Annotated in this window: 11 protein-coding genes; 4 read left to right on the forward strand and 7 right to left on the reverse strand. The window is 37.2% G+C overall.

Going from position 1 to position 13,767, the window contains the following annotated elements; all coding sequences use genetic code 11:
* Window positions 1–2 precede the first annotated feature (2 nt).
* The gene (locus ACU5DF_RS03240) at window positions 3–878 is read left to right on the forward strand and encodes an amino acid ABC transporter permease (RefSeq protein ID WP_446711746.1); all 876 of its coding nucleotides are present in this window, start codon (window positions 3–5) and stop codon (window positions 876–878) included.
* A gap of 147 nt (window positions 879–1,025) precedes the next feature.
* On the opposite strand, the gene ACU5DF_RS03245 is transcribed toward ACU5DF_RS03240, so the two are convergent.
* From ACU5DF_RS03245 to ACU5DF_RS03260, 4 genes are all read right to left on the reverse strand, one after another.
* The gene (locus tag ACU5DF_RS03245; RefSeq protein ID WP_446711747.1) at window positions 1,026–2,891 is read right to left on the reverse strand and encodes a methyl-accepting chemotaxis protein; all 1,866 of its coding nucleotides are present in this window, start codon (window positions 2,889–2,891) and stop codon (window positions 1,026–1,028) included.
* 202 nt (window positions 2,892–3,093) lie between these two features.
* Window positions 3,094–4,956 (reverse strand): methyl-accepting chemotaxis protein, encoded by a 1,863-nt coding sequence (locus ACU5DF_RS03250; protein ID WP_446711748.1) that lies wholly within the window; start codon window positions 4,954–4,956, stop codon window positions 3,094–3,096.
* A gap of 223 nt (window positions 4,957–5,179) precedes the next feature.
* Window positions 5,180–5,860, reverse strand: a complete 681-nt coding sequence (locus tag ACU5DF_RS03255) for a hypothetical protein (RefSeq protein WP_446711749.1) — start codon at window positions 5,858–5,860, stop codon at window positions 5,180–5,182.
* Window positions 5,861–5,955: 95 nt separating this feature from the next.
* Window positions 5,956–6,861, reverse strand: a complete 906-nt coding sequence (locus ACU5DF_RS03260; protein ID WP_446711750.1) for a LysR substrate-binding domain-containing protein — start codon at window positions 6,859–6,861, stop codon at window positions 5,956–5,958.
* 203 nt (window positions 6,862–7,064) lie between these two features.
* Between ACU5DF_RS03260 and focA the strand changes: the two genes are divergently transcribed.
* Entirely contained in the window at window positions 7,065–8,534 is a 1,470-nt protein-coding gene (gene focA / locus ACU5DF_RS03265; protein ID WP_446711751.1) for a formate transporter FocA, read from the forward strand.
* A gap of 113 nt (window positions 8,535–8,647) precedes the next feature.
* Here the strand turns inward: focA and ACU5DF_RS03270 are convergent, their stop codons facing one another.
* The 3 genes from ACU5DF_RS03270 to ACU5DF_RS03280 are packed head-to-tail and all read right to left on the reverse strand — an operon-like array spanning window position 8,648 to window position 11,758.
* The gene (locus ACU5DF_RS03270) at window positions 8,648–9,058 is read right to left on the reverse strand and encodes a type 2 periplasmic-binding domain-containing protein (protein WP_446711752.1); all 411 of its coding nucleotides are present in this window, start codon (window positions 9,056–9,058) and stop codon (window positions 8,648–8,650) included.
* An 11-nt stretch (window positions 9,059–9,069) separates the two neighbouring features.
* Window positions 9,070–10,233 carry a hypothetical protein gene (locus tag ACU5DF_RS03275; protein WP_446711753.1) on the reverse strand — a complete coding sequence of 388 codons (1,164 nt, stop codon included), beginning with the start codon at window positions 10,231–10,233 and terminating at the stop codon, window positions 9,070–9,072.
* 58 nt (window positions 10,234–10,291) lie between these two features.
* Window positions 10,292–11,758: a methyl-accepting chemotaxis protein gene (locus ACU5DF_RS03280; RefSeq protein ID WP_446712470.1), complete on the reverse strand. Its 1,467-nt coding sequence runs from the start codon at window positions 11,756–11,758 to the stop codon at window positions 10,292–10,294.
* Between the two features lie 381 nt (window positions 11,759–12,139).
* Between ACU5DF_RS03280 and ACU5DF_RS03285 the strand changes: the two genes are divergently transcribed.
* Both ACU5DF_RS03285 and ACU5DF_RS03290 read left to right on the forward strand, forming a co-directional pair.
* Window positions 12,140–13,198 (forward strand): diguanylate cyclase domain-containing protein, encoded by a 1,059-nt coding sequence (locus ACU5DF_RS03285; RefSeq protein ID WP_446711754.1) that lies wholly within the window; start codon window positions 12,140–12,142, stop codon window positions 13,196–13,198.
* On the forward strand, window positions 13,161–13,763 hold the full coding sequence (locus ACU5DF_RS03290) for an EAL domain-containing protein (RefSeq protein WP_446711755.1): 603 nt from the start codon (window positions 13,161–13,163) through the stop codon (window positions 13,761–13,763). Before ACU5DF_RS03285 ends, ACU5DF_RS03290 begins: the two co-directional genes overlap by 38 nt.
* The last annotated feature ends 4 nt before the right edge of the window (window positions 13,764–13,767 follow it).

Here is a 13,767-nt window from a genome sequence, read left to right on the forward strand (position 1 = left end):
CTATGCAGCAAAGCGTTTCTTTAAAATTAAATCGATTAGATTGGACATTACTGGCTATTATTGCCAGTTTTGTTCTTTGGTTATGGGTAAAAGAGAGCGGTAGCCTTGCTTATCATTGGCAGTGGTCTCGTGCTCTTGAGTTATTATTCACTCGTAAATCAGATGGTTCATTGCCGTATTTTTTTGATGGGGTATTTTCAACATTACGATTAACATTTTGGGGAATGCTCTTTGCTCTCGTGTTTGGTGTTCTACTTGGCTTGGGGCGCCGCTCACCACTGGCTGTTATTCGAGCGATATCAAATAGCTATATTCAACTTATTCGCAATATTCCGCCGTTAGTGTTTATTTTTATCTTCTACTTTTTCATTGCGAATCAACTCGTTCCCCTATTCGGTCTTGAGTCACTACTTCGAGAGCACAATGGCGACATTAATGCCGTACAGTCTTTTTTATTTGGTTCTGCTAATTTATGGGAAAACTTAATTGCGGGGGTACTTTGTATCGGTATGATTTCAGCGGCCTATATTGGTGAAGTTGTTCGTTCTGGTTTAGATGCAATTCCTCAAGGGCAACATGAAGCAGCAAGAAGCTTAGGATTATCAACCTGGGATCGCTATCGCTATATTATTGCCCCTCAGGTATTTAAAGTGATTATCCCTTCTTTAGCTGGGCAGTGTATTTCTTTAGTTAAAGACTCTTCCATTATTTCACTTATCTCTATACAAGAGCTCACCTTTGTCGGTACTGAGATTGCAAACTCAAGTGGTATGATATTTGAGATCTGGATTGTTGTGGCACTTTGCTATTTTATCCTATGCTTTGGCTTGTCTCGTCTTTTTGCTTATTGGGAAAGAGATAACGTAATAAATCAATAATATATTTGGTTATACCAATACAAATAAGCGTGTGAGTCCTTACACCATACGACAGTCATAAAAAAGCTCAGGGTCATACCTGAGCTTTTTATTATGTCTATTTTATTCTAAATACGGTATCAGTTATATTGATACTGAAAGTAGTAATTACACTGTAAACTTATTCATGATTCTTTCTTGGCTTTCAACTAACTCTACTTGTTGATTAATCGCCACACCAGCCCCATGTGCCATTTCATGAACTTGTGTCGATAAATCTTTAATATTTACCGTCTTACCATTTATCTCTTCAGCTACATGGCTTTGCTCTTCCGCTGCGGAAGCTATGTGGATATTCATATCATTAATTTGCTGTATTGTCTCACGAATTTGAGCCAGCGCATCGGCCGTTTGCTGTGCTTTAGTCACCGTTGATTCAGCACGTTGTTGACTGCTTGACATGGCAGATGAGACTCTCGACGCGCCTGATTGCAGTTGTTCAATCATGGTTGCGATTTCAGTGGTTGATTGCTGAGTACGTTGCGCTAATGTTCTTACTTCATCAGCAACAACAGCAAAGCCTCGGCCAGCTTCTCCTGCTCGTGCTGACTCTATCGCAGCATTCAACGCCAATAAGTTGGTTTGCTCTGCAATATCATTAATTACACGCAGTATGGTTCCTATTCCATCCGTTGCTTTCTCTAGCGATTCAACTTCAGTAACAGCTTTATCTATATCATTCGAAAGCTCAGTGATCTCACTCGTCGATTGAGTAACTACTGTCATACCATTTTCAGTTGCATTATCAGCTTGCTTTGCAAACTCCGCCGCTTGTTGAACGTTATTAGCAACATCGACAGAAGTCGCAGCCATTTGATTCATTGCCGTCGCTAACTGTTCAAGTTCCATCATTTGTGTATTCATCGCATTTACTGAGCTTTGCGCACCAGATGAGATATCTTGTGTGCCACTTAATAATTGATGACTTAATGCTTTTGTCTCAGTAACTTGATTTTGCAAGTTTTCAATAAATTGGTTAAAACCACGCGCTAATGGCGCAAACTCTGGGTCTATTTTAGTATCTAAACGCTGAGTTAAATCGGCTTCACCTGAAGCAACATTATTAATCGCCTCATTAAGAGTTTGTACTGGCTTTATTAAGCGAGAAAGAACTACTGACATGATAATAATCGCAATAACAATGGCAATTATTGAATAGAAGATTGAGCTCGTACGCAGTTCATTAATCTGCTCAAACACTTTATTTTGATCTAATACCACACCAACAGACCAAGTTTGACCTTGTATATCTGTAAAGTTAACTGTGTGTGGTGAACCATCTAAATCAATGGTTTGCATACTTGAGTTTTGATTAACCTGAGGCAAAAATTCATTAAATGACTTACCGTTATAATCACTATTTGGGTGAGCAATAACCGTTCCATCTTGATCCACAATAAATAGATAACCAGCACCAAACAGTTCGACTTGGTTTACCAAATCCGCAAGGCCTCCAAGACTTAAATCAAAAAATATAGCTCCGTTGAAACGACCATTTTCTTTAACCTCTGTACCAATAGAGATCAATATCTGTTTAGTTGCTGCATCTTCATAAGGAGCTGTAATAATAGTTTTTCTTTCTTGCTTAGCCGCTTTATACCAACTACGCGTTCTTGGATCGTAACCTACAGGGTTCCAAGAAGGATCATTACTGATAAAATCACGTCCATCTTCAAAACCAATACCGGCAAGAATAAAGGAGTCTTTTATTTGTTGCTGCTTCAATACCATTTTAATTGAGCTTGGTGTGGGATCTTCTGAAATCATTGCAGTTGCATACTCTGCCAATTTAATTTTACCTGACAGCTCTGCTGTCACGGTATTTCTGACTCCATCGACTATCTCTAAAATGCTTAACTCAACTTGTTGCTCCACTTCTTTTTTCATGGTTAAGTATTGAACAATACTCAATATTGATAATGTACATAGCAAAATGATTGAAAATACTGTAATTATTTTGTGTCGAAACTTCATAGACACTCTCCATTTGTCATAAGAACCCTTTACTTAGACACAAAAAAATAACATCTACAATTTAATAATAAAGATAACATTAATCGTTTTGTAATCACGATCTCATTTATAATAAAAAACAGCCACTCTTTGGTAATTAGTGGCTGCTTTTATTCTATTTATTTAGGGAAGCTTTACTTAATTTAATAAATTAATTAAGCACTTACACCGTAAATTTGTTCATTATCCTTTCTTGGCTTTCAACTAAACTGACTTGCTCATTAATTGCTACCCCTACCCCCTGCGCAGCCTTATGAACCAATATTGATAAGTCTTTAATATTTACCGTTTGACCATTTATCTCTTCCGCTACATGACTTTGCTCTTCTGCTGCGGAAGCTATATGAATATTCATATCATTAATTTGCTGTATCGTTTCTCTAATCTGAGATAGAGCTTCTGCCGTTTGCTGTGCTTTTGCTACCGTTGATTCTGCACGTTGCTGGCTACTTGACATTGAGCTAGATACACGCGAGGCTCCAGATTGTAACTGCTCAATCATACTTGCTATTTCTGTCGTTGATTGCTGAGTTCGCTGCGCTAATGTTCTTACTTCATCAGCAACAACCGCAAACCCACGTCCTGCTTCACCAGCTCGTGCTGATTCGATCGCAGCATTTAATGCTAATAAGTTCGTTTGTTCAGCTATATCATTAATAACACGTAAAATAGTCCCTATTCCATCCGTAGCTTTCTCTAATGATTCAACTTCATGCACAGCCTGATCAATATTACTAGATAATTCACCAATTTCATCTGTTGTTTCACGTACGACATTCATTCCATTTTCAGTTGCATCATCCGCTTGTTTAGCATATTCAGCCGCACTTTGGACGTTACCTGCAACATCAACTGACGTCGCTGCCATTTCATTCATTGCTGTTGCTAATTGCTCTAACTCCATCATTTGCGTATTCATTGCATTAGCAGACTCTTGTGCTCCTGATGATATTTGATGTGTTCCCTGAATTAACTGCTGACTTAGGTTTTTAGTTTCAGTTACTTGGTTCTGTAAGTTCTCGATAAATTGATTAAAACCACGAGCTAAAGGAGCAAATTCAGCATCAATATTTGTATCTAAACGTTGAGTTAAATCCGCTTCTCCTGAAGCAACATTATCAATAGCCTCATTAAGAACTTGCACCGGTTGTATCAATTTCGATATAAAAATCAGCATTAATATGATCGCTATAATGACGGCTAACGCTGAATATAATAATGAAGAATCTCTTAACTCAACAACACTCTCAAAAATTTTCTCTTCGTTTAATACAACTCCGATAGACCATGTTTGGCCATCAATTGCTGTAAAGGTTACATTATATGGTGAATCATTCATTTCTATTGTTTGTGTGCCTGATTGCAACTGTACATTAGGCAGAAATTCATTATACGATTTGCCATTATATTTGCTCTCTGGATGCGCAATTACAGTACCATCTTGATCAACAATAAAAAGGTAGCCAGCATCAAACAACTCAACTTGATTAACTAAATCAGCTAATACACCTAAACTTAAATCAAAAAATAAAGATCCTTTAAATTGGCCGTTTTCTTCGACTGTGGTAGCAATAGATATGAGGATATCTTTTGTTGCGGCATCTTCATAAGGGGCTGTAATAAATGTTTTTCTTAATTGCTTTGAGTCTATATACCAACCTCTTGCCCTTGGATCATAATCTGTTGGTCTCCAAGAAGGATCATTACCTAAAAAACTCCCATCTTCAAACCCTATACCAACTAAAAGAAACAGCTGTTTCAGTTCGGGTTGACTCAGTATTGAGGTAATTTCTTCCGAACTATCATTAGTGTCAATTAAGCCAGTAACATAATCTGCCAACATCACCTTTCCTGCCAACTCGGCACTCACGGTGCTACGTACACCATCGACAACTTCTAAAATACTTGAATTAACCTGCTGTTCAACTTCTTGCTTCATATTCAGATATTGAAGCATACTTAGCATTCCCAGAGTACATGTCATGACCACAGAAAATGCAGCAATAACCTTATGTCGAAACTTCATAGCTACCGTCCATATTTAGCAAAAGATTCTTACATTATGGCACAAATTTTAACAATTAAAGCTTAATAACAAACAAGACATTAAATTTTTGTAAGCATCATCTCATTAATATCGTATAAAAAAACAGCTACCCAAGAAGAATAGCTGCTTTTAAAATATTATAATCTGCTTAATTTAAGAGCGAAGTCTTATCTATTTAACACTCGATGTGATTAGAATTAATTCAACTAATCTGCTGAATTTCTTCTAATCGCGTAGTATTAATAGTAAATACTCTAAAAATAAAAATGGTATTCATCATAGAAAGTATGACTTCTAAAATAGAAAAAATAAAAGACAACACTGGAGAGCTCAATCCTAAAAGACCTAAGGCATATTCAGATACCCAAACCAATCCTGTAGTCAAACCAAAGATAATGACTAGGCCTTTAAACAGAAGCCAGTAATTATCTTTGGTATCATTCCATCCTAATTTAATTGCATCCGTACTGCTTTCTTTATAAAGAACACAATAAATCTCAGTAAATGAAAAGCGCGCCATTAAATATAAACCAGGTAAAATCAGTGCAATAAAGCCGGTAAGTACAGCTAAACCTAGAATAATGTTCATGAGTACAAATGAAAACCATGTTTTGGCTGGTATTTGATATAACTGGCTAAATGGGACATGGCGACCATCAAATGAATAAGCGATATAGTACAGAATTGCCCCTTTATAGAATGGATAGATAGTTAGAATAAACAACATGTAAATAAAAAACTTACCTGAGCCATCCTCTTCATTAAAACTTAATGCTATTCCATTAGTAATTAATGCAAATGGCAAAACAAGTATACAGAAAGCAATAAAATGCGTTTTGAAGTAATTGAAGCTATCCATCAATAAAACTGATAAGGCTGGCATCTCTTTTTATCCCTAAATAATATAAGTCATGATTGTCTGTTCACGAGAATAGCAAATAACCAAGAAACTAAGAAGCCGATTTTTATAAAGAATGTTTAACGAATAACATTATGGTTCTTTATCATTCTAATTCCTTCTCGTCGAATACAACTACTTATTGGATTTTGATCCATACTGGCACGCCAAATAAACGAGAGTGTACGTTCCATATTTAATTCAGGAACATTTAAGGCAACCAATTCACCTCGCTCAATATACTTAACGACATCTAAATACGGTAAACAGCTTAAATATTGACCATTCGCGACTAACGTTCTCAGTACAGGAACATGTTCATACTCACGCCATACATCTAAATCCGGGATTTTGTCATGTATCGCACTATCAAAAATGGTTCTTGTTCCTGCTCCATGTTCACGTAGTACCCATTTAGCTTGCTCTAGCTGAGCTAAACTGACAGTTTCATGCTTTGCAAAAGGGTGGTGTGCCGCAGCTACAATAATCAAATGGTCTTTACAAAGCACTTCTTGATGAATTCGGTTATCATCACACCGACCCTCAATAATACCGAGTTCATATTTGTAATCTAACACGCCATTAATGATCCCTGAGGTATTCTTAACCCCTAAAGATATTCGAATTTCTGGAAAATCATTATCAATATTACTGATAAGGTTTGGAACCAAATGTTCTGCTGCAGTTTGACTTGCACCAAGTGACAATTCACCACTGATTAAATGCTGATCATAAAAGCCCAATTCTATCTGTTGTGCATCATGAATTAGTTTTTTCGCTTTAGGGCGAAGCCATACGCCCCAATGGGTTAACGCCATTCGCTTACCATTACGTTCAAATAACGACCGCCCTAACATTTTTTCTAATTGCGATAAGGACATACTGGTTGCTGATTGAGTTAACGATAATAACTCAGCCGCCTGACTGACGCTTCCTGTCGTTGCTACCGCATCAAAAACTGCCAACTGCTTTAATGAATATCGCATAACTATCTCTTTTATAAGAATTTATTTTCAACGAATCATACCATTTAAAACGCATCAATAAAACTGATATAGAACTTAAAAACAATCAATTTTACCTTAGGTTAATTTATCCATAATCTAAATGGGCTCAAGCAGAACAGGAATGAACACTACGCTTGAGTTTAATAATTGTTTATTTATCACTAATAACTTAAGGAGGACAAATGAGCGCTAATCTCAGTCCAAATACAAGTGGACAATTTAATCCCAGCGAAATGATGGATCAAGCGGCTTATTACGCTTTAGCTAAATCAAAGAAGCCAACAAGTATGGTGATTGGCTTAGCTGTTATGGCTGGTGTATTCATCGGGATCGCTTTCATTTTCTATATCACTGTAACTACTGGGAATGCACAAACAGGCTGGGGAATTAGTCGCTTTGCTGGAGGCTTAGCATTTAGCTTAGGGTTGATACTGGTTGTAATTGGTGGCGGTGAGCTTTTCACGAGTTCTGTACTTTCCGCTATTGCTGTTGCAAATAAGCAAATCAGTTTTGGAAAAATGTTAGGCATATGGGGCAAAGTTTATATCGGTAACTTTATCGGTGCGACATTATTACTAGCCTTAGTTGTTTCTGCCGGCATGTACCAAAACGATGGCGGTCAATGGGGACTCAATGCACTCAATATCGCACAACATAAACTGCATCATCAACCATTAGAAGCATTTGCTTTAGGTATTTTATGTAACTTATTGGTGTGTTTAGCAGTTTGGCTAACCTTCTGTTCTACCAATATGTTAACCAAAGCAATCATGGTTATTCTGCCTGTTGCTATGTTTGTTAGCAGTGGTTTTGAACACTGTGTTGCCAATATGTTCATGGTTCCATTAGGTATTGCCATTCAACAACTTGCACCGCCTGAATTCTGGCTTGCCGTTGGCGCATCACCAGAACAATACGCTGATCTAAATATCATTAACTTTATTACTGCCAACCTTATCCCTGTCACTCTTGGGAATATCGTCGGCGGTGCAGGACTGGTTGGTTTAGGTTACTGGACTATCTTCTCTCGCCCTCAACTAAATGCAGTACCAACATCACAAATTACCCCTCTTTTTACCGATTCAGACACAAAGGAAATAACTGAAATGAACGCGAATAAAACAGTAAATCAATTTATGGATATTAACGCTTACGTACTTCGCCCTGAAATGCCTGTTGAAGTTGCACTAGATAACTTATTAGAACGTCATCTTTCTGGTGCTATTGTTATCAACAGCCACAATGAAGTCGTCGGTTTCTTCTCTGAACACGATGTATTAGTTGAATTATGGTGTGAGGATTACTTACCAGAAAAAGGCCGCACTGTTGCTGACTTAATGAAAGCGGACATTACGAGTATTTCACCAAAAGATACCCTACTTCAATTGGCTGAGTTCTATGCGATTGATAAACCAACATTATACCCAACAACAGACATGGGTTATGCAACTAGCTACAGCACATTATCTGTCAATGATCGCGCTCGTGATATGCGTATAGCTAAACCACGCATCTTACCGGTAATTGAAGACAATAAATTTGTGGGTATCGTAACTCGTGGAGATGTAGTGGCTCAGTTACGTTCAATCTACGGCGAGCGTATGGAAGTGGTAAAAACACAAGAAGAAGAGATAGAAGCCGTTGTTGCTTAAGAGATAAGATTAGAAGATTAAAAATATAACAACGTTTTATGGCTAAAAAAGGGAGCTGATCATCAGCTCCCTTTATTTTTTATAATCCACTTACCCTAGATAAGATAAATCGATTAAAACTTATAAAGCACTTTTACTGCAGACGTTACATTAGCTTCTTCAGTATAACCAATCGCATCTGAGTTACTTGCTACTTCAGATACCATGCTGTCAAAGCTATCAACTTGAACTGGCGCTTCTGCTTTACCAGTAAACACCAAACGTGACCAAGCAGATTGCAATTGAGACTCACTGCGACCGGTTGCTAAGTCATGAAAAGCAACACGGTTATCATCACCATCTTCTAGTTCAACAATTTGAGCACTGTTACCATTGCTTAAACGTGTTTTTTTACCGAGAAACAGCTTTTTAACGTCTTTTTTCGATAACGCATCAACACCCGATGGATTACCAATCACAACCAGACCTGCTGATACATTCAATGAAAATAAAGCACCAAAACATAACGCTAATAAATTTTTCATATTCCTACTCCTTAGAATACAAAGTCAACGGTTGCTGAGTAGACAAACGTATCGTTTTCAATTGGTTGCATAGCAGCATCCATGTTATATGAGAACTTACCACCATGGGTGTCACCAAAATCAGCGTAGGTAACATCTAGCTTAAGTGCGACATTTTGAGCAAAATCCCAACGCGTACCTACCGAATAAGCCATAGATTCATAATCTAACCAAGACAGTTGAGGGTTCCCTTCACGTTTATTATTATCGGTTGTTTGGTTATGACTCACCATTACATACGGCATTACTGAACCAAAGCGGTATCCTGTTAATGCATAGGCAGCAAGCACATCCGTAAAGTCACCAGAGACCGTCGTTTGCGTCGCCTCTGCTAATAACATCAGGTCACCATCATCATATTGAAGACCCAACGCAATAAAGCTCGCGGTTTCGTCATCTATCGTTTGTGCTACGGGATTACCTGTATTACTAGTATCAAATTGAACTGCAGTTTGTGCCGTTATATAAGAAGTACGGAACGTCCAATCGTCATAGTATAAGTGCGCTGTTAAACCAAAGAACATATCAAGTTTGGTGTGACCAAAAGAAGAATCACGACCTTTAATTTCACTATTACCACCAAAAGGTTGCAGTAACAGTGTGCTTTCACCAATATCAAAAGGGATCAGCATATCTGCACCCGTGTATGATGACAGAATAATATTCTCATACATCTCTTGTGATGGGCGGATCATCGGGTAAGCATAACCTACATCAACATAATCAGAGAACATGAATAGAGGCGCTTTCATTTTACCCGCACGCGCTGTGAAACCATCAAAATCATAACTGATGTAAGCTGAATCAACATCAACTTCCCAATCGTAACGACCTGATGCGCTGATTTGCGTAACCACTTTTGCCTGATCATTCACTTTAAATTCAAATTGAAGACCTAAAATTGAATCAATATTCGTATCATAACGCTCATCAGTATAATGTGCATAACCTGCACCATTATTCGCTTTACCGACACCGACAGAACCAAAGCCGCTGATTTTAACGTTATCCGCCCAGCTTGATTCATTTTTCAAGCGTTTAACTTGTTTTTCTAGGTCCGTGATACGGTCAGAGTCTGCCGCAGATGCACTTCCCATAATTCCCATTAACGCAGCTGCTAAAAGTGTTTTCTTCATTACTTTCTATCCCTAAATTATAATTATGGTATTTCTTATTGTTATGTTTTTATACGTATTAACTCACCTTAAACTGGTTCGTCAACTCCGTTAAACTTGAGGTAATGGACTCGATATCATGTGACACAGAATCAACATTACTGACATTGGTTGCCGTGCCTTCCGCCATATTACGGATCTCAGCAACATAGCCTTGAATTTGGTGCGAGGTTAACTCTTGCTCTTCTGTCGCTGTCGCAATCATCTCGTTGCGCTGAGTAATTTGATTTACTTCACTTGTGATGCTTTGTAGTGACAATTCCGCAATTTTAGATTGTTGAACACACAACTCGGCTTTTTCACCACTGTTCGAAATAATACTTACCGCTTTCGTCGCTTGAGTTTGAAGCTGTTCTAATACCCTTTGGATCTCTTGTGTTGATGATTGCGTGCGTGACGCCAGTGTTCTTACTTCATCCGCAACAACCGCAAAACCGCGTCCTTGTTCACCTGCACGAGCAGATTCAATCGCCGCGTTCAACGCTAATAAGTTGGTTTGTTCAGCGATACTACTGATTGAGTCTAGAATTGAGCTCGCATCATGTGTATAGATATTAAGTTGCTTAATAACTTCTGACGCATTGTGAACTTCTTCAGTTAAGTCATGTACCGATTGAATGGTGTTTTGAACTTGGGCTTCGCCTTTTTTCGCTTCTTTGTTTGCGCTATTTGCCGCACTAGACGCGTCTGAAGCGTTATGTGAGATCTCTTTCACACTGGTAAATAATTCTTTAAGCGATAAAGTTACATCCTCAATGGCTTGATACTGTTTATTAGACAATTCTTTAGTGGTTTCACTGGCTGTAACCAAGGTGCCTGATACATTGCTTAGTTGACTAATGTTGGTTTTTGTTTGACTCACATTACTTTGCAATTTTTCAACAAACGTATTGAACCAATACACCAGATCAAACAACTCATCTTTTGTTTTATGAGTAATTCGCCCTGTTAAATCACCCTCACCTTCTGCAATGTCTTTCATCTTAAACGTGATGCGATTCAAGCTTATTTTAATATCTCGGCCAATCTTAAAGCCTGCAATAACGATAATAAACAAAGCTAACGCTCCAGCCGCTCTCATTAAATTATGGGCTTGCTTATTTTCTTCTGCCATTTGAGTTACTGAAATTTCAAACTCCATTTGGCGTTGGTCACTGAATGATTTTAAAGATTGCTTTAATTCATCCAATAATTGATTACTTTCAGAGGCAAGTGCTGACGCTTCTTTTAAAGACAACTCCTCCTCTATCATACCAAGCGCTATCCTATATGCTAGCTCAAAGTATTGAGAAGTTAATCTATTAGAATGCTGTATTTCATTAGACAAAGAAGGTTGAAGGTCAACCTGATATTTGAATGTATTGAGAATAGATTCAAATGTTTGTCTATTCATCTCAAGAAGCTCTTCATCGCCAATGGTCACGGCTAGATTAAATCGCTCAGATAACTGGTCTAATTGTACTTCGTTAATAGCCGCAGAGTTCATAACAGGATAATAAATTGCTTGTATATTAGCCACCTGATGTGAGTTCATCGCTAAAGCACTACCTGCTATATATAAGATACTAGCAAATCCAATAAAACTCATAAAAGTTAGGGCTATGATTTTTTGCTTGATTGTTAACGAAAACATTTTAATACCAAATGTTATAAATAGAAAACATAATCATAACAACTAGCAATAAACTTAACAATACTTCGTACTAATAAATGGGATTTACATTGAATTTTTGTGCGTAAACACTCAAATATACATGAAAGCAATCTAGCCAAACTAATTTAAAACAGGATAGGACGGCAAATATCCTTGCATACAGCAAGTAGTACTGTAAAATATTTGTTAACTACGCACCATTGAGTATTAATTTTGAATATACTTCCTATAATTTTAGTTTCTTTTGGCATCCTTTTTCTATGCTACAGTTGTCTTCCTGCATCTCAGATTTGTACCAGAACTAAAAATAAAGGATGGAAGGTATTACTAGGGTTAATTGGATTTTTTATTTTTGCTTACTCGGTTTTCCTATTTTACTTAATCTTTCAGCAAAGTTTATCTAGCGTTAACCTAGGTATTTCAGGGATTTTATGTAGTGGCAGTATTTTTGTTGTTGTTGTCATCAATTACAGCTTACAGTCCATCCGACAATTACATCAAATAGCAACAACTGAACGTTATAATGCCTTGCATGACTCCTTAACTCTACTTCCTAATAGAGTCTATTGTTTAGAGCAATTAAACCAAAAAATCAGTCTCAACCAACCTTTCTCTGTCATTACCTTTGATCTTCATAACTTTAAACAAATCAATGATGCAATGGGTCACTACTGCGGTGATGAATTGCTAGTTCAATTAAGCCAACGATTTAAAGACATTTTAACTGAACATTATTTTCTATCACGTATGGGCAGTGATGAATTTGTTGTTTTGTGCCCGCAACATTCAAATTCAGATATCCGAAAAATAATAGACAAGGTAGAATCCACTTTAGATAAACCTTTTAATATTCATGGTCATTGGATAATGAGCTCAATGTCTGCCGGAATAAGTATCTTTCCAACAGATTCACAAAGTGCAGATAAATTACTTCAACATTCAGATATAGCTATGTATAAAGCAAAAAAGATGGGACAAAGTTTCATGCTTTATCACCCAATGATGGATAATGATGTGAAACAAAAGCTAACGATTAGTAATTACTTAAAACCAGCACTAAGTAATAAAGAGTTTCGCCTTTTTTATCAGCCTCTTATCAATACGAAAAGCTCATTAACTCACGGTTATGAAGCTTTAATTCGTTGGCCTCAAAAGGATGGTTCTTTTATTCCACCCGACCTATTTATTCCTATAGCTGAACAATCAAATATAATTAAACAATTGACTCATTGGGATGTTGATTCAAGCATCAGAGGACTTAAAAGTATTTAACCATCACAATATTGATGCTTGTATTCATATCAATTTATCTGCCAAAGATTTATTGGAAAATGATTTAATTCTCCATCTTACTCATTTACTAGACAGTGGACGTATTCAAGCACACCAATTAGTCTTAGAAGTAACTGAAAGTGCAATGCTTACAGATTTGTCTGCTGCAAAAGAAAATGTGAGCCAACTGCAATCTTTAGGGTTCTCTATTAGCTTAGATGACTTTGGTACTGGGTTTTCTTCTCTTTCATTATTACGAGAATTTCCTATACATCAAATTAAGATAGACCGCTCTTTCATTATCGAGTTAGCTAATAATAAATTAGACCAAGCTATTGTTCGCTCAGCCATCGCTTTAGCTCATGGACTGGGCCATACTATCGTTGCTGAGAGAGTTGAAAATTCAGATTCAGTGGCCATTCTTAAAGGAATGAAGTGTGATTACCTTCAGGGGTATTACTTTCAGCGCCCACAATCAATCGAAAATATAATCAAATGGACAATCCAACATAACAATCAATACCAACAAAAAGACAATATTCACTCTATCTTTCAGCATGGTTAGTATA

The organism is Aliivibrio wodanis (genome assembly GCF_052920805.1).